The sequence below is a fragment of the Paenibacillus sp. WLX2291 genome (genome assembly GCF_046603665.1).
Taxonomy (GTDB): domain Bacteria; phylum Bacillota; class Bacilli; order Paenibacillales; family Paenibacillaceae; genus Saccharibacillus.
Map to the genome: position 1 here is coordinate 2,988,423 of NZ_CP176755.1, position 21,142 is coordinate 3,009,564.

At 39.6% G+C, this 21,142-nt stretch carries 28 protein-coding genes; 4 read left to right on the plus strand and 24 right to left on the minus strand.

Going from position 1 to position 21,142, the window contains the following annotated elements:
- The first annotated feature begins 182 nt into the window (after positions 1 to 182).
- Positions 183 to 851 carry an ArsR/SmtB family transcription factor gene (locus tag ACDE64_RS12705; RefSeq protein WP_411347013.1) on the plus strand — a complete coding sequence of 223 codons (669 nt, stop codon included), beginning with the start codon at positions 183 to 185 and terminating at the stop codon, positions 849 to 851.
- Positions 852 to 931: 80 nt separating this feature from the next.
- Here ACDE64_RS12705 and ACDE64_RS12710 read toward each other — a convergent pair whose 3' ends face one another.
- From ACDE64_RS12710 to ACDE64_RS12735, 6 genes are all read right to left on the minus strand, one after another.
- The gene (locus ACDE64_RS12710; protein ID WP_411347014.1) at positions 932 to 1,900 is read right to left on the minus strand and encodes a zinc-binding dehydrogenase; all 969 of its coding nucleotides are present in this window, start codon (positions 1,898 to 1,900) and stop codon (positions 932 to 934) included.
- Positions 1,901 to 2,053: 153 nt separating this feature from the next.
- The gene (locus ACDE64_RS12715) at positions 2,054 to 2,626 is read right to left on the minus strand and encodes a TetR/AcrR family transcriptional regulator (RefSeq protein WP_411347015.1); all 573 of its coding nucleotides are present in this window, start codon (positions 2,624 to 2,626) and stop codon (positions 2,054 to 2,056) included.
- 500 nt (positions 2,627 to 3,126) lie between these two features.
- Positions 3,127 to 4,083, minus strand: a complete 957-nt coding sequence (locus ACDE64_RS12720; protein ID WP_411347016.1) for an IS30 family transposase — start codon at positions 4,081 to 4,083, stop codon at positions 3,127 to 3,129.
- 297 nt (positions 4,084 to 4,380) lie between these two features.
- Complete coding sequence (locus ACDE64_RS12725; protein ID WP_411347017.1) at positions 4,381 to 4,599, minus strand: YolD-like family protein; 219 nt, start codon at positions 4,597 to 4,599, stop codon at positions 4,381 to 4,383.
- Entirely contained in the window at positions 4,596 to 5,300 is a 705-nt protein-coding gene (locus ACDE64_RS12730; protein WP_411347018.1) for a DNA polymerase thumb domain-containing protein, read from the minus strand. The genes ACDE64_RS12725 and ACDE64_RS12730 overlap by 4 nt, the downstream gene beginning before the upstream one ends.
- A gap of 48 nt (positions 5,301 to 5,348) precedes the next feature.
- Positions 5,349 to 5,861 (minus strand): hypothetical protein, encoded by a 513-nt coding sequence (locus tag ACDE64_RS12735; RefSeq protein ID WP_411347019.1) that lies wholly within the window; start codon positions 5,859 to 5,861, stop codon positions 5,349 to 5,351.
- Positions 5,862 to 6,172: 311 nt separating this feature from the next.
- Between ACDE64_RS12735 and ACDE64_RS12740 the strand changes: the two genes are divergently transcribed.
- Positions 6,173 to 6,769, plus strand: a complete 597-nt coding sequence (locus tag ACDE64_RS12740) for a hypothetical protein (RefSeq protein WP_411347020.1) — start codon at positions 6,173 to 6,175, stop codon at positions 6,767 to 6,769.
- Between the two features lie 448 nt (positions 6,770 to 7,217).
- On the opposite strand, the gene ACDE64_RS12745 is transcribed toward ACDE64_RS12740, so the two are convergent.
- From ACDE64_RS12745 to ACDE64_RS12765, 5 genes are all read right to left on the minus strand, one after another.
- Positions 7,218 to 7,400, minus strand: a complete 183-nt coding sequence (locus ACDE64_RS12745) for a hypothetical protein (RefSeq protein WP_411347021.1) — start codon at positions 7,398 to 7,400, stop codon at positions 7,218 to 7,220.
- Positions 7,401 to 7,481: 81 nt separating this feature from the next.
- Positions 7,482 to 7,862 carry a hypothetical protein gene (locus ACDE64_RS12750; RefSeq protein WP_411347022.1) on the minus strand — a complete coding sequence of 127 codons (381 nt, stop codon included), beginning with the start codon at positions 7,860 to 7,862 and terminating at the stop codon, positions 7,482 to 7,484.
- A 90-nt stretch (positions 7,863 to 7,952) separates the two neighbouring features.
- Positions 7,953 to 8,192, minus strand: a complete 240-nt coding sequence (locus tag ACDE64_RS12755) for a hypothetical protein (protein ID WP_411347023.1) — start codon at positions 8,190 to 8,192, stop codon at positions 7,953 to 7,955.
- A gap of 30 nt (positions 8,193 to 8,222) precedes the next feature.
- The gene (locus ACDE64_RS12760) at positions 8,223 to 8,777 is read right to left on the minus strand and encodes a hypothetical protein (protein ID WP_411347024.1); all 555 of its coding nucleotides are present in this window, start codon (positions 8,775 to 8,777) and stop codon (positions 8,223 to 8,225) included.
- Positions 8,778 to 9,268: 491 nt separating this feature from the next.
- Positions 9,269 to 9,775: a TetR/AcrR family transcriptional regulator gene (locus ACDE64_RS12765; RefSeq protein WP_411347025.1), complete on the minus strand. Its 507-nt coding sequence runs from the start codon at positions 9,773 to 9,775 to the stop codon at positions 9,269 to 9,271.
- Positions 9,776 to 10,069: 294 nt separating this feature from the next.
- Here ACDE64_RS12765 and ACDE64_RS12770 point away from each other — a divergent pair, with 294 nt between their 5' ends.
- Together ACDE64_RS12770 and ACDE64_RS12775 are read left to right on the plus strand one after the other, a co-directional pair.
- Entirely contained in the window at positions 10,070 to 11,044 is a 975-nt protein-coding gene (locus tag ACDE64_RS12770) for a prolyl oligopeptidase family serine peptidase (protein WP_411347026.1), read from the plus strand.
- Positions 11,045 to 11,178: 134 nt separating this feature from the next.
- The gene (locus ACDE64_RS12775) at positions 11,179 to 12,147 is read left to right on the plus strand and encodes a prolyl oligopeptidase family serine peptidase (RefSeq protein WP_411347027.1); all 969 of its coding nucleotides are present in this window, start codon (positions 11,179 to 11,181) and stop codon (positions 12,145 to 12,147) included.
- 212 nt (positions 12,148 to 12,359) lie between these two features.
- Here the strand turns inward: ACDE64_RS12775 and ACDE64_RS12780 are convergent, their stop codons facing one another.
- The 13 genes from ACDE64_RS12780 to ACDE64_RS12840 all read right to left on the minus strand — a co-directional run bounded on the left by ACDE64_RS12780 (position 12,360) and on the right by ACDE64_RS12840 (position 21,058).
- On the minus strand, positions 12,360 to 12,674 hold the full coding sequence (locus tag ACDE64_RS12780) for a zinc-finger-containing protein (protein WP_411347028.1): 315 nt from the start codon (positions 12,672 to 12,674) through the stop codon (positions 12,360 to 12,362).
- A 218-nt stretch (positions 12,675 to 12,892) separates the two neighbouring features.
- Complete coding sequence (locus ACDE64_RS12785) at positions 12,893 to 13,273, minus strand: hypothetical protein (RefSeq protein WP_411347029.1); 381 nt, start codon at positions 13,271 to 13,273, stop codon at positions 12,893 to 12,895.
- Between the two features lie 78 nt (positions 13,274 to 13,351).
- Positions 13,352 to 13,651, minus strand: a complete 300-nt coding sequence (locus ACDE64_RS12790; protein ID WP_411347030.1) for a hypothetical protein — start codon at positions 13,649 to 13,651, stop codon at positions 13,352 to 13,354.
- Positions 13,648 to 14,628: a DUF262 domain-containing protein gene (locus ACDE64_RS12795; protein ID WP_411347031.1), complete on the minus strand. Its 981-nt coding sequence runs from the start codon at positions 14,626 to 14,628 to the stop codon at positions 13,648 to 13,650. The genes ACDE64_RS12790 and ACDE64_RS12795 overlap by 4 nt, the downstream gene beginning before the upstream one ends.
- 16 nt (positions 14,629 to 14,644) lie before the next feature.
- On the minus strand, positions 14,645 to 15,016 hold the full coding sequence (locus ACDE64_RS12800; protein ID WP_411347032.1) for a hypothetical protein: 372 nt from the start codon (positions 15,014 to 15,016) through the stop codon (positions 14,645 to 14,647).
- Positions 15,000 to 16,394: a vWA domain-containing protein gene (locus tag ACDE64_RS12805; RefSeq protein WP_411347033.1), complete on the minus strand. Its 1,395-nt coding sequence runs from the start codon at positions 16,392 to 16,394 to the stop codon at positions 15,000 to 15,002. The genes ACDE64_RS12800 and ACDE64_RS12805 overlap by 17 nt, the downstream gene beginning before the upstream one ends.
- A gap of 4 nt (positions 16,395 to 16,398) precedes the next feature.
- Positions 16,399 to 17,493 (minus strand): AAA family ATPase, encoded by a 1,095-nt coding sequence (locus tag ACDE64_RS12810; protein ID WP_411347034.1) that lies wholly within the window; start codon positions 17,491 to 17,493, stop codon positions 16,399 to 16,401.
- A gap of 86 nt (positions 17,494 to 17,579) precedes the next feature.
- Complete coding sequence (locus tag ACDE64_RS12815; protein ID WP_411347035.1) at positions 17,580 to 17,870, minus strand: hypothetical protein; 291 nt, start codon at positions 17,868 to 17,870, stop codon at positions 17,580 to 17,582.
- 93 nt (positions 17,871 to 17,963) lie between these two features.
- Positions 17,964 to 18,323 (minus strand): DUF4258 domain-containing protein, encoded by a 360-nt coding sequence (locus ACDE64_RS12820; RefSeq protein ID WP_411347036.1) that lies wholly within the window; start codon positions 18,321 to 18,323, stop codon positions 17,964 to 17,966.
- A gap of 21 nt (positions 18,324 to 18,344) precedes the next feature.
- Positions 18,345 to 19,247 (minus strand): DUF6744 family protein, encoded by a 903-nt coding sequence (locus tag ACDE64_RS12825; protein WP_411347037.1) that lies wholly within the window; start codon positions 19,245 to 19,247, stop codon positions 18,345 to 18,347.
- Between the two features lie 201 nt (positions 19,248 to 19,448).
- Entirely contained in the window at positions 19,449 to 19,610 is a 162-nt protein-coding gene (locus ACDE64_RS12830; protein ID WP_411347038.1) for a DUF6906 family protein, read from the minus strand.
- Positions 19,611 to 19,664: 54 nt separating this feature from the next.
- Positions 19,665 to 20,150, minus strand: a complete 486-nt coding sequence (locus ACDE64_RS12835) for a hypothetical protein (protein WP_411347039.1) — start codon at positions 20,148 to 20,150, stop codon at positions 19,665 to 19,667.
- 335 nt (positions 20,151 to 20,485) lie between these two features.
- Positions 20,486 to 21,058 (minus strand): hypothetical protein, encoded by a 573-nt coding sequence (locus ACDE64_RS12840; RefSeq protein WP_411347040.1) that lies wholly within the window; start codon positions 21,056 to 21,058, stop codon positions 20,486 to 20,488.
- Between the last annotated feature and the right edge of the window lie 84 nt (positions 21,059 to 21,142).

Here is a 21,142-nt window from a genome sequence, read left to right on the forward strand (position 1 = left end):
TAATATCATGTGTAGGAGCATTCGTCAATAGCCTTTTCTCCTTCTTGAAAATTATTCTATTGATTAATTGAATATTGATGTGAATATGGTATGATATATATACTAATCTGAATACGTATATTGCTATTTCTATTATATTGTTACCATGAATGATTATTATCAAAGAATAGAGGTTGACATACATGAATACTGAGTTTGATTCTGCAAAAGCTTTAAAAGATGATCTGTACAAACAATTGGCTCGAATCGGAAAATGTTTATCTAGCGATAAACGATTAGAGATATTAAATATACTAGCAAATAGTCCCAAAACCGTAGAAAATATTGCCACTAGCACAGATATGAATATAGCTAATGTTTCGCGGCATCTTCAGATTCTGCTTGATGCTAAACTAGTAAAATTCAATAAAAAAGGAACATATGCTATCTATTCTCTAGCTGATCCAGAAATTATTCATTTTCTGTCTTCTTTATGGCGCATCAGTGAAAAACAACTACCGGATATTAGCAAGTTAAAAGAAGATTTTTTAAATAATCTAGATGATGTCAAAACACTTTCACTGGAAGAAGTAATGGATAAAAAAAATACATCGTCTATGATTTTGATCGATTTGCGTCCTCAGAAAGAGTATGAAGAAGAACATATTCCTGGTGCAATCTCCATCCCCATAGATGAATTAGACGAATCCATCCGAACATTACCGAAAGATGCAGAAGTAGTTGCATATTGTCGGGGTCCAGTTTGTGCCTACTCTGCTCTTGCTGCACAAAAACTTCAGGCGCAAGGTTATCACGCTTATCGTATGGATGAAGGCATTACAGAATGGAAAGACTATGCTCTCAACCACTGAACAACACAATTCATCCTACACGATATTCAGATGTATATCAAAAACCATGCGAATCGTATCGCATGGTTTTATAATGTGTATTAAGAACCAGATAGTTTTAACACCGCACGAAACTTTGTCTGCGAAGCCATCATTTTATCATAGGCTTCCTGCGCTTGTTCCAGTGTGAATATTTCAATTTGTGGACGTACATCGGTAAGCATACTAAAACGAATCGCTTGTTCAATCTCTTGCGCATGACCTGTAAATGAACCTTTTACCGTATATGGTCCTCGTAAAAAATCCATCGTAGATAATGAAAGAGGCTTACCGGAACCGGCTACGATGATCATCTCTCCTTTTTCGCTTAACCCATGAATAAGCGAAGAAATCAGTGTTGGATTAGGAGCTGTGGCTAATATTACTTTGGCGCCTCCTAATCTTTTTAGCATTCGAGCTGCATCATCCTGTTCAGAGTCGATATAATGATGTGCACCTAGAGTCTGTGCCAATTCTTGCTTCTGCTTACCGCGTGAAATAGCTACTGTCTCATACCCCGCTTTGCGTGCATATTGCACAGCTAAATGTCCCAATCCACCAATACCTGCAATAGCCACTAGATCGCCTGGACGCGCAGAGCTGTTACGCAAGGCACTGAAAGTAGTCTCGCCTGCGCACATCAGTGGAGCTGCTTCTTCAGACGATAATTCATTCGGAATATGGACGAGATGATCTTCAGAAATGATCATATATTCCGCATAACCTCCATCTATTGTTAATCCAGTAACATGATGGTTTCCAGCATGCCATCCTGTACCAACACGTTGCCCACATGTCCAGCGCTCAGACTCTGAACCCAGCTGCTCAATCACACCGATCACTTCATGTCCTGGAATTCGTGGATAATGCGGAGCTCCTCCGCGAATAGTGGTAGAATCACCACTACACACTCCACAAGCTTGTACGCGAACCAACACTTGATTTGTATCAGGCATGGGGATCGGCAGTTCTACCATTTGCATCGATTCCCCTTTACTACCAACCTGCATTGCTCTCATTGTAGTTCTCATCGCTACACGCTCCTGTTCTAAAACTAATCCAAAGCCTTTCAACTATCTACTAGTAGATAGTTGAAATAGTAAATATAATTCATGGTAAAGATGTACGTCCTGCCTTGCATACATACATCTTTCGTTAATTTCTTTTCATCTTAACAAGATTTATTATGTTAGGCTCTGCATATAATGTTGAACAAGAATATTATATTGCTTGATCTCGCCTGTTGATTTTGCTAATATTTGTGCTCCTTGAACAAAAGCAACGATCATTTCCGCTTGTCCTTTAGCACAATTGGAGAATCTAAATTCTCCTTGTTGTTTTCCTTGATCTAGTACAGGTTTCAACCAATCCACGTTATTTTCAAAAAAAGAATTTAATTTATCTCGAATTTCAACAGGAAACGAATAAATCTCTGCTGCCATCATGGAGCATAGGCATAGTTTGCTGTTATCTTCCAATGTAGCTCGATAGAGTCCAAAATAGGCTTCCAACTTTTCCAAAGGTGTTGGATAGTGAATATGAATTGCTCTCAAATTCTCATCAAAATCTCTTTCATATCGATTAAGAATAGCATGAACTAAATCGGTTTTTGTAGCAAAGTGATAATGAATACTCGCTTTTCGAATACCAATTGCTTCCGATATATCTGCATAGCTAAAACCGTTATATCCTCGTTCTTGTATAAGTGCAAGTCCAGTATCCATAATATCTTGTAATGTATTTTTTTTAGTCGTCATAAAATGAAATTTATCATTCGATATTATGAGTGTCAAGTAATAGTTCACTTCCTCTTCTTCTTTATAGATAAACTAAAAGTATGATTCTTCATTTACATATCAGCAAGATTCTAGCGTCGAACAAGTGGAGATAACATTGAGATTTCGTATATTATCTCGATTCAGTAATATGAAATTATTCAAAATTTGTCGATTAGATACAAGGGATTGGATGCAAGATCATATTGATCAAGAGTACAAGTTCGAATCGTGTAAGCAATATCTAAATTCATTGAAAAGTATTTTTCACTTCTTCATTTATAGTCTTAAGATTTTAGAGAAGAACCCTGCTGATTAACGTATGTATTCCGATAAAAAGCGCCCTCAATTCTAAAATAAAAGAACATTCTATCTGTAAAATATGAAATGTTTCCGTAAAGTGATTAAGCCACAGCGTTATAAAACAGGAACGATACCATGATCTCATTTGTTCTATCAATAGGTATATACTAGACGAATTGTCAATCCAAGTGCAACAGTTCGGCTTGAAACGATTCGTGTGCTGATTTCCAGCCTAAACATTTGCGAGGTCGGTTGTTGATCCGAGCAAGAGCTTGTTCAAGTTCAGCATCGCTCACCTGAGCAAAATCATAGCCTTTCGGGAAAAATTCCCGAAGCAGGCCGTTCGCATTCTCATTGGAACCACGTTGCCAAGAGGCATATGGATCGGCAAAATAAACCTCTATGCCATGCAGATGCTCAAGGGCTTCATAACACGCGAATTCTTTTCCTCGATCGACAGTCGCAGTGACAATGGCTGACTCTGGATATTGACCAGCCAGCACACCGAACGCGATTTCCATCGACAAAGCGGTTCGATCGGGCATCTTAATGGCTTGGTAAAAACGTGTTTTCCGCTCCATAAAGGTCGCAACGCATGCTTTGCTTTTTCCTCGGCTGGAGACCATGGTGTCCAGTTCCCAGTGACCAAAGGTTTCCCGGCTACGAATGGCTTGAGGACGCTGCTGAATGGATTTCCCAATCGTAAAACGACCTCGTTTCTCTGCTGACTTTTGACGCTTGCCTTTGTGCCGGAGAACCTGAAATTCACCCCGGCTCAGCCGACCGGCGTAGAGCCAGTTGTACAATGTTTTAAAGGAAACGGTAGGAAGTCCTTTCGCTTGGCGGCTGTATTGGATTTGCTCGGGCGAATAGTTTTTTTCAAAGTCGGTTTCGATTTCATGAGCGAGTTCCGGGTTCCATTTTCCAAGCGGCTTCGCTCTTTGTCTTCGGCATGCGTAGGTATTTTGAGCTTCCTGAGCCTTATAGGTCGAAGTCGCCCCATTACGTTTAAGCTCTCGACTAACGGAACTTGCCGATGTTCCAAGCATCCGACTGATGGCTCGGACACCCGCTCCTTGACAGAGTAGAAGTTCTAGTTTGCTGCGTTCAATTATGCTAAAATGAGTGTAGCTCATGGTCGATTCTCCTTGTAGAAGGTGTTGTGGTGACTTCATTCTACACGAATCTGGCCATGAGCCTCTTGGTATTCAGTTCGAGGTGTTGCACTTCATTTGACAATTCGTCAAATAAAAAGGTAACTACCTTATAAGTAGCTACCTTAATTTCAATATCATCTTGCTATGTCAAATATCTTCTAATAAAATCTCTTCAAATTGAGCATCACTTTTTATATATAGAATATCACTTAGCAAAAGACGCACTGCATACAACCAATACATGAGCAATCAGATCGTAGCTATGGAGAATACCCTTCAATTCACGATTTTTCCGTTTTTGTAATAAGAAATAATTACAGATGAATGATCCAGCAAGTATCGTTCTATCACATAGTTTAATTCCTCAAGTTGATCTGCACTGAGAATAGGACGTTCAACATCTTTTTGTGATAAAGCCCATTCATGTAGCCGATCTCGATGCTCTGATAAAAACATAGATGTCCACTTTTTATTTCCACGATCTTGATAAGTCATTCATAATGTCCTCCTATTTTATGCCCACGATCTAACCAAGTACCAGCAGATGTGTTTGATACAGCGCGATAGATAGCATTGGATCCGTAGCGATGCGTTATATAGTCAATGGTTTTACTCAAGCGAAGTAACTTCATATGTTGCTCTCTATCAAATAAATCAATCTGTATAGCCGACTCGTCAACCAAATTTGTAAATGAGATACCTATGTGTCGTATTGGTGCATCTGTTGCTTGTTCCAGTAGCTGCTCCAGAACACCAACAAATGGGCTGGTTAGGTTATTTGCGGCATACAGGGTATGCGCCTTATGATAACTTTTTAGTGGGGTAACATGACTATAGCGAAGTGACAGCGATACCGTGTACGCAGCAACTTTATAGCGTCGCAACTTTGCTGTCAGATGATCCGTCAATTCAATAATCACGGTACGGGCATCCTGTTTATTGTAGTCACTCATTAATGTAATTCCAGAGCCAATGCCTTTTCTCACTTCCGCGAGTGGATCGACGAAAACAGGACTAAGATCGACGCCCCAAGCATGCATGTAAAGCTGCTCACCCATGATCCCAAAGTGACGTTTTAAATGAGATAATCGGGTTTTAGCTATATCGCCTAGCTTATATATGCCCATGCCATTTAGACGTTTCTGCATACGACTGCCAATGCCCCACACGTCGATTATATTCAGTGGCCAGATCATTTGTTGGATTTGCGAGTATGCAATCTCATAAATACCGGTATTTTTTCCTTAATTATCCAGAACAACTTTTGCCAAAAATTTATTTGGTCCAATGCCAACACCAAGCAATAATCCAAGCTCTCGATATACCGATCTTTTCAAAGACATTGCGACATCATATGTAGATCCGAAAATCCGTTCCATCCCTAAAGTAGTAAAAAACACCTCGTCAATTGAATAGGGTTGGATAGCTTCGATTGGTGCAAAACGATTTATTATTTCGAGTATTTGCATAGACTGATCTATATATAAGCTCATCCGAGCAGGGACAATATGTATACGACGATCATCTGGAATTTCGTACAACCGGCTGCCCGTCTTTATGTGGTAACGTTCCTTCAGCGCGTGACTAGAGGCTAGCACCACTGATCCACGTCGGCTCAGGTCTCCAACGACTGCCAACATTGATTTCATAGGATCAAGTCCTCTGCTGAATATTTCAACAGTAGCAAAAAAGGACTTAGCATCTGCACAGATCACTTTGTTGTCTTTTAATTTTGTATAATCAATCTGTATCTGCAAATATTCCACACCCTCTTATAAGAACGTTTGTTCCTATATTACCATGCGTAGTTATAATTGACACAGACATTTTTAACCAAAACTCAGAAACTTAGCGATACATCTAAATTAAAATTTATCGAATGGAAATGATTACTTCTTAACACTCACTATTTATTTTTAATATGTTATGTAATATTTTTTATAGTAAATTATGTAATTTATACATAATAAATTAAAAATTCAAATTATTGTAACATTTTTAAATGTATTTATTTGGCATTAATTCTATAATAAAGAAGCAATACATAATATACTAGGAGGTTTTAAGTATGAAAAAAGGCTTTGGAATATTGTTATGTGCAGCAGCTGTCTCACTCTCTCTTACATCTGCTGTACCCGCATTTGCAAATGAAGTGATATCCAGTCCAGCAGCTACAGTCGCTACCCCAGATGTGAATGTACAAAAGGATTTAAACAAGGTCAATTTTACTCTTCCTTTTACCGAAACTAAGCAATATAGCGACTCTAAAGGAAATGAGTATACGGTGACCAATACATTCACTCCAATTAAATCTAGTATTTCTACACAAGGTACAGAATCAAACCAAGCTTATACAGGAACATGGACATCTAAAGTTACATACGGTATTTCTACAATGAGTTACCGATTCGATCTCACTAAAACAGGATCACAATTTCAAATCACTAATGCACGTAACCAAGAATACTGGGGGCTATTTACTCAATTTTCTGATCCATCTTTGACTATTACTCGTGGTACTTCAACTGCTAATTTCCCAGCAGAAATCAACTCTTCTGTCACTGCAAAAATGTTCGATAATGCTTGGGTACCTCTTGGAAGTTCAAGATGGATAGCTTATACAACCGTAACCAGCTCTGGTTGGATGACTCTAACTTGGAACTAGTATTGAGTAGGTTCTAAAAATAAAAAGGCTGTCCCACATTGTTTTCGGGGACAGCCTTTTATTAACTATTTTGCAATTCATAAAATGAGCTATTTTTCTTTATGAGAATTGAATGCTAATTGCTGCTCAGAGTGATTCTTTTTATTTTTGCGAACATACCTTATTATGAAAAAAGCTGCTGTAGCGACAACGACGAATAAAAACAGTAAATAAAGTACCATCATAATAAATGAAGCAGTCATATAAATAATCTCCTCCCCATTTTAGTTTGTATCATGTTCTCTATTTCTATTATACAATTAATACGTTTTTATTGTAAATTTTTTCTTTTTTTCATAATTTTGTATTTTTTCACTTCGGATTATTCCTCTTTACTTACTATACATTCTAGCTTTAAATAATGCTTAAAATAGCATCTCCAACTGATAAGACCCCTCACATAATTTCGTTAACTGTACGGGCGATGCTGCTTCTTTAGTATCTTTTCTTCTTCACGTTTAGCATGAGCGGCAAGCTGTAAGCTTTTTGTATGGAGTCGCCCTGCACGATCATGATCTCCTTTGGCTAGAGCTTGTAATGCACGTGTCTGCCATAGACCAGCACGATCATACAGTTTACTATGTTTGCTCATATTGTTCCTCCTTCATAATACATATAGCGCAGAACTGCGTATAAAAAAGGCAGCCACCTTATAGGTAGCTGCCTCTATTTCTTAATTTTCTAAGTCAGGACTGTAGCCAGATAAACTCAGAATAGATGAGCGTCGACGAATCTCTATCATTTGTAAAAATACAAGGTAGAGGGTTTGATCTGCTCCACCGAGGAAATGCATTAAATCAAATTTGAAATCACCACTGGTAAAAAGTTCAACAGCTCCACGAACCAATTCTTGATAGATTCCCGAAAGACCTTTCATGATTTTAGATTCTGCATGGTATCCGTCCTCATCTCCATACTCATCTGTTCCCGTAACCACCCATTCAAAGTACCAGGCAACAGGCGAATCTTGATCATCCCAATTAATCCGATAATAGATTTCCGGTAATGAGGCGACATAAGCAGCCGCTTCATACTCGCTTGACCAATAGCGCATATATTTTGCTTTTATCTGTTTTTAATTTTTCAGGTGTTGAGAAGACATAAAATATTTATTCATAGCTTACATTCCCTCCGTATTTATTGTTTATTGAATCAGTTGAGAATTTTCTTCTATTTCAGGAGCAACCCATACTGGCTGCCAACTGAGCGTAAAACCTACATTCGCGTCAGCTTCAGCTGCTGCTAAAAGTAGTACATTTCCCATTTCTTCTTGGGCTTCTCTCGGCACTGCATTACCAATATACTCGCGTGCTTTCTGGTCGCTGCAACCTTCCAATTGAAACGGACGACCATCTGGAAGATGCGTAGGAAAGCTTTGTAGCATCGCCAGCTCGTAAGTTGTGAGTGGGCGATGCTATGTACCATCAAGGGAGATAATTGTCCAGACTCCTTGCTCTTTGTCAGAAGGTATACGCGGATCGGCTATAGCTGCTGCTCCAGCATGAACATCCATACTGCCTGTTACTGTCTTCGCTGTACAATTCCAATTTTGCATGCCCATTGTGTCTGATCGTGGCGCGCTATTAATGCGCGGATCAGCGATAAGCTGGGCACCGTTTTGTACATCTGTTGCTCCTGTTACTGTACCTGCTGGACTGTCAACAGACTGCATAATCCGATTAGCAGATCGCACCGTCTTAGCGGTTGTGTCCCACTCTTGCACGCCGTAACTATCAGGCATCAACTTGGGGTTGACGCGAGGATCGGCAACAGCAATTGCACCGCTGCCAAACCGTGTGCCTGTTACGCATGGAGCTGGCTCATCAGCTCGCACAATTTGATATACGCCAGGATGTCGGTTCGATCGAACCGACAAGTTAGGATCTGATATACAACCTGCACCTTGATTGACACCAGCAGATCCAGTCACGCAAGTTGCTGCGTCTTCGACAGACTGAACACGATACAAGTTGATTTTACCTTCTCCAGATATTGCAAGCGTGGCCAGATGAACCTGTTGCCCTTCGGCTCCTTTTATTCTAATCCTCCACCGCATAAGCTCCAGCTCGTGGAGCGTGTGTCACCCGGAGATTTTCGCAATCAATCTTATTGAGATCACGTTAGTCGCCACCAGCTGGAATTAAAGCTAGTCTCATTCACGTTTTCCATTGGAGACGCGGCAACTTATGCAATAGGCCTCCTGCTAGGATATCACTTGGTGCAGGAAGGTCAGAAAGAACATCTCCGATCGTTCGAAGTGGCTTTCGTTCAGGGTAGTAGACGTACTTTAGTTCGCAAAAATTGAAGAATTCGAATTAATGAATCGTGAAAAAGAAACGTCAGCTCTTGAATCAAGGAATAAAAACCGTGAAAATCGACTAAAAGCAAAGTACCTTTGCAAATGATAAATATCGATCATCATACTTAGACAGGGCAGTACATCAAAATAAGCTTAGGCGATTATGTTTGCCCTTGAGAAGATAAAAGTGTTGTCATGCTTTCTGCCGACTCTTGCATCCCTCTCGCAATCCATTCTTCGATCCAACCATAAGTTCCGTATGCTATAAATGACACAATATAAGCAGACAAATTGTCCTGATCAGGTTTCGAACCAAAGATAGCCAAAAACTCTTTAAGAAATAAATGGAATAAATTTTTATTTTTAAGAAGAATGTAAAAATCACTGTTTGCCTTTAAGTGAGCAAAAAGACTCCCATACATTTTTTCGTTTGTCTGATTCTCCTCACGATTATCAAGAATACGCCACTCTTGAAGCAGAGAATGAATATAATTTAAAAGAATATCTTCTTTCTCAATGTAATTTCTATAAAAAGAATTCCGACTTACTTGAGCTTCATTTGTAATGTCACTAATGGATATATTTGAAAATTCGTTTTGTTTAAGAAGCTCAATGAAGGCATTGGTAATCTGTTTTTTTACATATGTGTTGCGCTCTTCGTTCCCCATGCTGGTACACTCTCCCCATTTTTGTACCATTTCCCACTATATATTGATTACATATTTGATTGATGGTACATTCGATACATTAGATGGTACATCTGTTAAGTCTAAATATCAAGAGAAAAAGTCAGGAGGATCGTTTATGTCAGATCAAACTAGTGAAAAACAGAAGTTTCTCACAAAAAAGAGAGTTATCATATTGTTATTAGTAATTATTCTAGGAGCAGTTTTGGGAAGGTTGATATTTCGGTTTGTATTGAATGCTCTACTCGGTGGAACTATGTTTGGAGGTAACATATTATGAGCCATCACATAAATAAAAAGAAAAGCACTTGGAGATTTATTCTACTGTGTATTGGTGTGTTTATCATATCAGTGGCTTTTTCCATTTTTATCAAATCCAACTCTGATCCATTGCAAGGTGCAACAAAGTTTAGCTGGAATGATTCAATAGGAAAAGTATATACAGATATCTCTTATGGCAATAATGATGCAAATAAATTTGATTTATATGTACCAACAAGTATAAACAAGAAAAATTATGGACTTGTTGTTTATCTTCATGCAGGTGGTTTTAGAACTGGTGACAAACAAGATGATCAAACAATGCTAAAATGGTTGACTTCTCGAGGTTATGTAGCGGCAGGTATCAACTATACACTTCTCACAGACAAAAATCCGAATGTCAGTGTTTATTCACAATCCTTAGAAATCAAAAAAGCTATTCCCTCTGTTATAAAAGAAGCTGCCAAACTTGGATATCCTATTAATAAAATGGCAGTGTCTGGAGGTTCGGCTGGTGGAACACTTGCTTTGATTTTTGGACTTCGAGATTCAAATACAGCGCCTGTACCAGTAAAATTAATCTTTGAAGCTGTAGGTCCAGCAAGCTTCTATCATGAAGATTGGACAAATTATGGGTTGGATCAAAATTTAGAAAGTGCAGCTGGTTTGTTTAGTGTCATGTCAGGAAAAACAATCACGACTAATATGATTAAAAATCATACTTATTACGAGGCAGTCAAACCTATTTCGTCTGATATGTGGGTCAATAAAAACTCTCCTCCCGTTATAGCTGCTTATGGGGCATATGATAAAATTGCGCCATTTAAGTCATCAGAACGCTTAGTGAAAAAACTAGAGGAGTACAACATTCCGCATGAATATATTGTTTTTCCTCATTCCGGTCATGGTTTACAAAACGATAATAAAGAAGCAGTAATCTACCAACAAAAAATTGAAGAATATCTTAAAAAATATATGCCTGTGGAGTGATCTTTACCATGAAAAAAGAAATCAAAATTAGAGTCTGGACAAGCATTATCTTGATTATTTTAGGCATGGCCACAGGATATTTTATATTTAATACTTTTATCAATTTAATCGTTGGTGGAAGGTGGTTTTAAAACATGAGAAAAAAATTGCTTTGGGGATTTATGTATACAGTAATATTTGCATTATCTACGGTATTCGGCTCCGTAGTCATTACTGATTTTACAACTGGAGACGGTGGACTATCAAAAATCAAATGGGATCATTCTGTAGGCACTATACAAAAAGATTTTTCTTATGGAGATAAACAATCCAACAAATTTGATTTGTACCTACCTGCTAATCGATCAAAAAAGAATTATGGACTAGTCGTTTACACGCATGGCGGAGGTTTCACAGGAGGAGACAAAGCGGATGATTCAGATATTTTAAAATGGATAGCATCAAAAGGTTATGTTGGGGCTGGAGTTAATTATACGCTTATTGACAAAGACTCCAATCACCTTATAACGATTTACGAAATTACTGAAGAAATTAAAAAAGCAATTCCTATAGTAATTCAACAGGCCAACAAATCAGGATATTCTATTAATAAAATGGCAACGGGCGGTGGCTCAGCCGGCTCACTATTAGCTATGGTCTATGCATACCGAGATTCTAAAAACTCATCTATACCTTTAGTGTTCACATTTCAAGCATCTGGTCCGACATTAACAGAACCAAAAAATTTTGGTATAACTACGGATATAGCATCTTATAAAGGTATAAAAGAGCAATTGAACTTTTTCAATGGTTTTTTAGGTGTTGATGTAACAGAACAGGAAATTAAAAACAAAAATTATAAAGAGAAGATAAAATCAGTATCTCCAACATTATTAATAAATAAACATTCAGCTCCAATTTTATTTGCTCACGGTAAAGAAGATCGCATTGTTCCTTATCAACAAGCTGAATCATTATTAAATGTACTGAATAATAATAATATTTCTTACGATTTTATAGAATTTAAGAAATCCGGACATAGATTGAATTGGCAACCTAAAAAAATGACTGAATTTATAAATAAATTATCCGATTATCTTAACAAATATATGCCTATCAATTGAAACAACTCACTCTTTAAATATCTTCATTCAGAGAATCTCTCGTTTATATTAGAAAATACTATCACTTTTTAATAAGGAAAGTTATGGTTTATAAAAAAGCAGCCACCGTAGAGGTAGCTGCTTTTAAATTAGGTCCTTTATTCTTTCCTCTTCAAATACCAATCTGGATATGGAATAATCTGGATGTCTTGCTTTAATTGTTGCTCATCGAATCAGCCAAAATAGCATTCCTTAATTGAAATATTCAACAACTCCGAAAGTTTTTCATAGGCATAGCTTCGAAGCCGCTTTTTCTTCTTCCAAATAGGATCAAACAAATGATGACACTGCTTTTTCAACTGTCTCAGTTGTCGATTAGCCAAACGCCCTAATGGAATCTTGCTACCATCATGAACGCCTACATAGGCATCACAGCTTGTACATTTGTAACATTTGCCGTTCCCGTATTCTTTACCATACATTGCAGCATTACTGGTGTAGATTACTTTGCTGCTACAATATAGACAATATTGAGGGATAGGGTACATGTTGATTTTTTTCGGTTCATCATGCTGTCATCCCTCCTAATCGTTCTACATGTTAATGTAGATCATTCTCATTGCCCAACTCGATGCAGTTGGTTTCGAAACATTCGGGACAGCCGGGTTCATCGAGCCGATCATTTGGATCTTCTTCAATTTGAAATGTTCGTCCACATTCTTCGCATTTAAATTTCGTCCATACTGTTTTCATTTTGCTCACCCTTTCATTTGAATTTTTTATCATACCATTCTTGAAAATCGTCGTGGTCTGCATCCGACTTCCAAAACCAACGTCCACGTTGGTTCTCAATGATCCATTCCAGTGTCCAAAGTTTTTTAGATGATAGCTGAAAGTCTCTTGGCACCGGCTCTTTATTTATGGTTGTCGCATTTGGACCCGTGCCTCCAAGGTGATATGGATTTCTTCCCGTCTCTTTTATAATGAGATGATAGGACATAATCTCTTCTGTACGAAGATAGTGATAGAGTGGAGCATACGCAATGACGTTTGCCAAAACCCAGCTTTCCATATTGCATACGTCGAGTGCCGAGTCATTCCATTGTGGTGCAATATAATCATTGTATAAATCGAGTTGCTTGCCCAAGTGCGCAATCTCTCCTTTACATGACAAAAGGACTGCTGGTATTACACCGCAGTCCTTTTGAAATCATACATTCTATTTTTATACATTCCACTTGAAAGAGTCTCTATAGAGTTCCGTTACATCTTCTATCTCAACCTCTCCCACATGGCGTTTCTCACCTGTAATCGTAATCGGTTCTTCTTCAGGAATCGCATTCCAATGCTTCTTCAAAAAAGCAAGAAGGTCTTGCACGGTTTGAAACTCGTACTCCGTATTCAAGCGTTGCTCCATTTCTTGTACTTCTTGTTCGTCCGCAATGGTTTCGTCGATCTCCATTTCTACCAACCGACTCACTTCGATATATTCCTTTATTTCTAGGCGAAGGATTTTTTTACTCATTTCGTCACCTCTCCTTTGAACGATTTCAAATCTTCCAGCATACAGTGTTTTCGTTTTAAAATAAACTGCTTACTTGTCGCGCCTTTTTGACAAAGTTGTCCATATGGACTATCGACTTTGTACCGATCAATGAGAAAAGAAGCTGCCCATTCTCCGAATCGTTCTTCTGTAATTGCATAGTTCTCAGCATCTTCCACGATTTGAAATAACGTATCTACATGCACCTTTTTCAGGACTTTCCGCTGCTTGCTACTCCAGTTTCGAAATGCCGCATCCAGAAACTCCAATCGATGCTCGACTTGCTCCGTAATAGCCACCGGAACTTCATCTAGATTAGAAATAAATGCGTTCAAGGTTGCTCCACTATAGTCGATATCTGCACCTGACAGATAGGCTAAAAACTGCCAAATCAGCTTCTCATCGACATAGCGGTTACGATCTGTTTTTGTAAAAGCAACCTTCTCAAAAAACAAGTGACTGCCTAGCTCTTGTACGACTTCGCGAACGTCTGGACTTACTTTTACACGCGTTTTTTCAGTGGAAGTAAGCGGCTCTGCCTGGTTGACGCGATAGAACATTTCTTCGACTTCTTCAAACGTGCATTCGCTGAACTCGGTGACAGTAAAGTTGTACGTCAAAAATTCAAACTTGGCATCGTCTGATAATTGCTCATGCTTTTTATTTGCAATTACTTCATTTTGAAAATCGGCTGTACCTTTACTCAGGCGATAATCTCCATCATGAAACATGAAGATAGATTCCCAACGCTGCTTTCCATCAACTACCCAAACATATCCGTCACCATTATTCCAAACGAGGATATTGGGAATATATTTATCCCGAATAACGCTATCAATCAGATAGGACCTCCGATCTTTCTTCCAAACGCTATTACGCTGGAACGGTAAGTCAAAACGAATACGATCCCTCATGTTAAGCAAGCTTTTTACCGTACGTTGAATACTCGATCTCTTCATTGTCTTATCCTCCCCATCATGATTCAAATATCAATTCAGCGTCTTTTGGAATGCAGTTGATAAGATCAATATTCCAATCCAAATCCACATCATCACATTCCATTGCAGAGAGCAATTTCATCGCATCATCTTTTATGCACTGAACGGCAGCTCTATTCTGAAAGTAGGATGCCCAGTAAATAGGCTGTCCTACTTCCATTTCGCTCCATTCTGGATCAATACTGTGCAGTTGCCGATCTTCATTGAACTTTTGCAGACGACTATTCCAATCCTTCGCATGAATACATTCAATTAGCACGCTATATTCGCCAATCTGAACCAATGCTTGGTGAAACAATTCATGTGCAGCCTCCAGTTGCTCGGCTAATTCATTAGGACTCAGCTTCATTCTTTTTTCCTCCAATGGTAAAAACTTCGTGTATGGCATCGTCTTCAAATGAAGATGCTTTGACAATACGATCAGAAAAGGCTTCCACACCGGAAACAGACTCAACTCCAAGCAATAAGGAGAGAACCGAAACGTGTTTCTTCTGTCTTAAATGATTCCAATCGTTCATAAATGTCGAATCAATGTCATCAGAACTTCCATCTGTCACAAAAACGATATCCGCTTGTTTAAATGGATGATTATTCAGAACATCAGCAGCTCTTAACAAAGGTGGTTTAAATTTTGTTCCACCTCCGACAAAGGATGTTGCTAATCGCACCATATCCTCCACCTTAATGTTCCCACGCATATAGAAGAACGTCTGCTCTGCTGTATCAGAAAAAGGGATCAGTGCAAAATCTCTTTTTTGTTTTCGAGCAATGCTCATCAGGGCTAACGTGAATCCCTTGGCTGCGGCGTCCAGTGTGGACATACTACCGGATTGATCCAGACACAAAATAATGGGTCCTTTTGCAAGAGATTCGGGTCCTTTCGTATCGTATTGGAGCGTCTGACCTTCCACATATCGGCGAAGAAAATCCATTTTCGTGATGCTACTGGCATAGTATCCTAGTTCCATAGGAAGCAACTGTGAAATATCTTGTCCTTGCTTTACGCCACTCCGAGCCATACTTGCCGTATACGTAGAACGCTGCTTGCGATAAGCAATTTGTTTCATACGCCCAGCCCATTTTGCAATTTCTCTCATCTTGGGATGGTGGCTCAAATGCTCGGCAAGAATTAATTTTTCTTGAAGAGGAATGCGCTGAAGTTCACCTGCTCGGTTTCCTGCTTGCAGTCCTCCCAGCAGAAGTTCCACATTCTCCTTTGTTGTCATTGCCTCTTCTGTCGCCTTTGCTAGCATGTTAGACAACGCATGACCTTCGTCGTTTAGGGCTGAGGATATGGCTTTAGCTACAGCCTGAGACGCATCTGGTAAGCCTTGCGCATATTGATCACAAGCATCGAATACATCTTGACGTTCATCCATTTGCTGAGTAATCCAGCGTAATGTTGTTTCGCTGTACTTGGTTGTTCCCAAAGCGGAAGCAAAATCGTCCAGCCGAGTAAATTCTCTTAAATCGGTATAATCACGATCCTCCATTATGTGCTGCATCAATTGCTGATTTACGCTGAGGTCCGAGGGTACTTCTTCTAGCAGCCGTGGCTGCATCTTAAATAAACCTGCCCACATATCACCCATCAAGTGTGAAAACAAGGGGATGTGCTTTTCCCCTTGCTCCTTCACCGTTATCAGTTTTTCCGATACATTAAGAAGTTCGTCAAATCGTCTACGGTCATACTGATCTGTATTTAAAACCGATTGAGTTTTATTCATATGCTTATACGCCCAGCACATTCGTAGTAATGTGAGTTAGGGAAGCTTGAATACTTTGTAGAGCCTCCCGAATATCCAAACGTGTAGGGGTCTCCATTTGTAAGACTTTAAGATCAGCAGCGATGCTCTTTATTTTTTTGATGGCTTCTAATGCAGCATCCGTTGTATCTCCTTCTTTCTTCAGATTGTGGAGAACATCTGCTACTTCAGATAGCGCATCTTCGACTTTTGTCTTAATCGCATCTTGCGCATGGAAGCGAATGATTTTAGCTACTTTGTCTTGTTGATCCGGCATCTCCCAAAGGGAATGCTTGAGAATCAGCAGATCTTCTTCAACAACAGAAGTTCTTCCAGCTAATACTGCTTTTGCTCGAAGAATCGATAAGATCTGCTTAAAACGACGATCCGATGGTTGAATGCCTTGATCTCGTAGTTCACTTCGAATCTGGCTCAAGTTGTCATACATAGCATCAGAGATGGTTACCGTGTCGCTTAAAGACTGAAGCTGATACAGATCCTCCATTGTCATATTCACTGGTAAAGAGGTTTGGCTTTTTAACATATCTACAAACGCTCGATCTTCACCAATGTAATTCACTTCAAAACGCAAAAGGAATCGATCAAACAGTGCTTCAAGTCCTTCGCCTTCTTCGGGATACTCATTGGAGCTACCAACAAGCGATATTAACGGCACCTTTGTTGGTGCACTATCGTTATAAAACAATCGCTCATTGATCAGCGTTAATAGAGCATTTAGGATGGCACTGTTGGCTTTAAAAATCTCATCCAAGAAGGAAGTATGCACTTCTGGCAGTTTGCCAACTGTATTGCGCTTGTATACCCCTTGCTCCAATTCTTGTAGCGAGACGGGACCGAATAACTCTTCTGGAGTACTGAAGCGTGTAAGCAGCCATTGAAAATGCTTTGCACCAGTAATACGTCTGATAACCTCAGTCACTAATGCACTTTTCCCTGTCCCTGGTGGTCCAATCAGCAGCGCATGCTGCCGAGCAATCAAAGCAATCACCAATCCTTCAATTACTTCTTCACGTTCAGCAAATTCTGTATTCAATTGTTTGACTACATCCCAAATTTTCATGTGTATTCCTCCTGTTTTAAAATAAAAAAGAGCTGAAGCTCCCCATCGTAGGAAGTCTTCAGCTCTTTTCTTTATCAATACTTCATTTAGTTTTTGTGGTTTGGAAACGCTCCAGCATGATTCAGCATGTCCAGCAGTTTTTGCTCATGCTGGGCTGCCTTCTCGTGATCGACCGCTCGGATACCCAGCTCTTGCTTTACTTTCAAGAAGTAATCGGCTGGGATCTGTTCGTAATCGATGGTAACAGAAGCTTTCACCTCATCGGGAATCGCATCCGCGATACTTTCAACAACAGCAGCCGAATGTAGAGGGTACTGTTCCTCCCCATCTATCATTTCAACCGGGAAATTGATTGTCACCACATTATTAATCATCATGGTCTTTTTTCCTCTCATTATCGATTTCACCGCCTAGTCTGAAGTGTTGTGTACTTTAGTATACACCAAATACTAGGGATGGATGCTTGATTCTTACTCAACATGTCGTCCAGATTCCGGCGCTAAGGCAGTCACAACAGTGAATTGAATACTGGAGGATCGCTTTTTAATAGCCAGACCGATTGCTACGACACGCTCTTCATAGGAACAAACTACAGTCAATACGGGATCTCGATTACTCATAGGATGTGCGCCATATGGATACTTACCGGCTTCGCGCATTTCAGTCGGTTCATAATGATATAAGATAAACTCGACCATCCGCTTGGTAATACTACGTTCTTCCATGCGTTCCCCTGCATGTTGACTATACCTTACTTTGTCCAGCTCAATATGATGTTGCAACACTTGGCGAATCAGTGCCCAGTGTTCCATATAGGCTTGTCCTTCCATATCCAAACATCCCTTCGTTCTTTAATCATCCGCCATATTCTGCAAAGCGGTAGCCACATTTTGTCGGATCAATAAACATAGCTCATCCATACTTTGTAGATCACCGGTGACAATGCTCTCGTACTGTTTATAGTCCTCAACAATCCGTTTAGCATCGTCTAAAATCACTTTCAGCTCTGACTTTTTAAGTTGATTGTCGACCCCTGTCTTACAGGCACTCAGTGTTCCTTTTAAATGCTCCAGCAACTTTCTCGTGATCATTCCGCGCATATCATTGGTGTTAATCACTGGAATGTTTTCCGCTTCGCCCTTTTCGAGTGAGCGGATAAACGCAATATATGCGTGCAGCTCTGGATCAAATTGCTTCGGAATAAAATAAACACCGCCCGACTGTCGGACAGGTGTAGGCGACATACTTTTTAAAACGTTCGTCATCACGGTACGCAGGGTCGTGCTTTCGTAATGGTTCTTGCAAATGTCGAATCGCGAGATCACATTTTGAGTCATCTGGCTAGCTGTAGGTGAGGTATGACTGGTATCAATCATACCGGTATGTTTGTCCAGTACAACAACGCCAGCGGTCCCATCATAGCTAAGCCGTCGTCCCTTGGTATCGACCGTTTCGCAAACCAGATTACGTTGTACCGTCTGCTTGTTAGAAGTGACTTCTCGGAACATGTAATTTTCGAATATCCCTTCAGCAACTTCCTGACGAAACTTAGCTGAGGTTGCTCGGCGAAACGCATCTGGCAGCCGAATCGGTTTGGGCATCCATCCTTCACCCAGTCCAGAATCGATCAACTGTTGCCTGAGTTCATCAGGTGTGATGATCATGGCGCCCACTCCAGACCAAGTTAAGTGACCAATTACCTCTGCTGTCGCTTGACCTGCCATCGCAGCCATATCGTTTAAAATTGGATTCATCTTCTTTACCTCCTAATGTAAATCAGATAGCCCAAACGCGTGCAATACTCTGTGCGACTGATCTTACCCAGCACAAAAGCACTGTACATACGCTCCATACTGTAGGATACGTAATCATTTGCTATCATATGCTGCAACGCTCCTTTGAAAAGAAATAGAACTCCAATGCAGTCTTATGAGCTGCTTGGAGTTCTGTACGAGCTAGCAAGAAAGCTTACGAGTGTTACCAGAGACACGATGAACAATGATAAGCTGTCTAGCAGTATGACAACGCACCAACCAATTCTTTGTGTTCAACTTCGCTTGCATCAGCACCTTTTTTTGCTTCAGTGTTGGCTTACGATCATTTTTCATGCTACTCATCCTCTCACTTCTGAATAGAAATAAAATGATCTCTGCTTTCGCAGAGATCAAAAATTAGTTTGTTGGGCTATTTTTCAAAAATACCGGTTCTGTAGGAACAAATGCCTTCGAGGCTTTGCCACCGACAGAACTATTGCTCATTTGCTCACTCAATTTGTTCAGGTCAACCAGCAATTGTTCTCTTCCTTCTTCGCGTTTGGTGATATCTTCTAACAGATCATGAGCAAAATTCATAATCTCTTGAACTGTTGCCCAGTATGCTTGACCACGTAGCTCTAGAACATGAATTTCAGTAAACTGGGTTTTCATGACGACAAAGGATGTACTGTCTGTCTTGAATAGCACAGTTTCGCCAATGACAATTTTAGGGTCCGTGATGCCCCATACTTCTTGCATCGCATAAGGAATCACATTCTGCATCATACGTACAAAAGCATCTGCCTGTTGCCGACGCTTCTGTTCTTTCTGAATAAACACTGTTACCTCTTGTTCGATATTTTTCTCCTGTTTGTTCTGTTTTTTAAATACGTTGAATAGCATAGCAATCATCCTCTCAGTTTTGAATGTAAACGCAAAAAAGCCGATTCTCGCATAATCAATCTATGCAAAAATCGGCTTTAAAATACGTTTATTTAGTTTTTAATCAGAACTTCCTTTTGGAGAGCCTTTCGGTACTCTGTTCCTTGTCTCCGGCAAAATGGGAGTGACGGACAACTTCTTTTAGCCTGCTTTTACCTCACTCTTCCTCATCTTTCGATAAGTCAGCAGGATCGAGGGTATAACACACATTTCCTTTGTCTCCAGCATTGGGAGTATAAGGGTGAAACTAAATTACAACCTTACTGTAGCATACATGATTTTGGCTTTCAACTATTTTATTCAAAACATGTTCCATAAAGCGCACCAACGCCAAAAATACTCAGCCCTGTCTGAATCAATTCCGGGCCGGCCTCTTTCGCTGCATATTTAATTCCATATTCGATCGCTTTAGCTTTAGTGTAACCATCACCGCGAGCGATTTGATAAGCTGTAATCATTGTGGAAGCAAATGTTTTAACACCTCCGCCAGCTTTGATCAATTCCTTAAACTTAGCTAATTTTGCGATAGGAATCGCATTTGATAAAATTAATGTTGCAATCGCAGAGCCGCATGATACTGGATTAATTGCTTGAATTTGAAAGTCTGATGACGCTATGTACTCTTGTCCAGTATATTGACTAATCCATTGTGCTGTAGCTTCTGAACCTTGCTCCAATACTTCTTCTGGTATAGCATCAATAGCATACATAAATTTTTCGATATCAGCGTACTCTGTTCCTTCAAATTGGTAGTTTGCTTCAGCATGAACCTGCCCCAAACTTTCACCTATGACTGTAGCGAACAAAATCATCACCATAAATAAACATGTACTTTTTTTAATTAAAGATTGATGCATTAGACGAATCATACAATCTTCCTTTCTGCATTTTATTTTTTTTGTTTCCATATGTTACAATTTTAGGGTAACATACATTTTTCTGTGATACAAGGC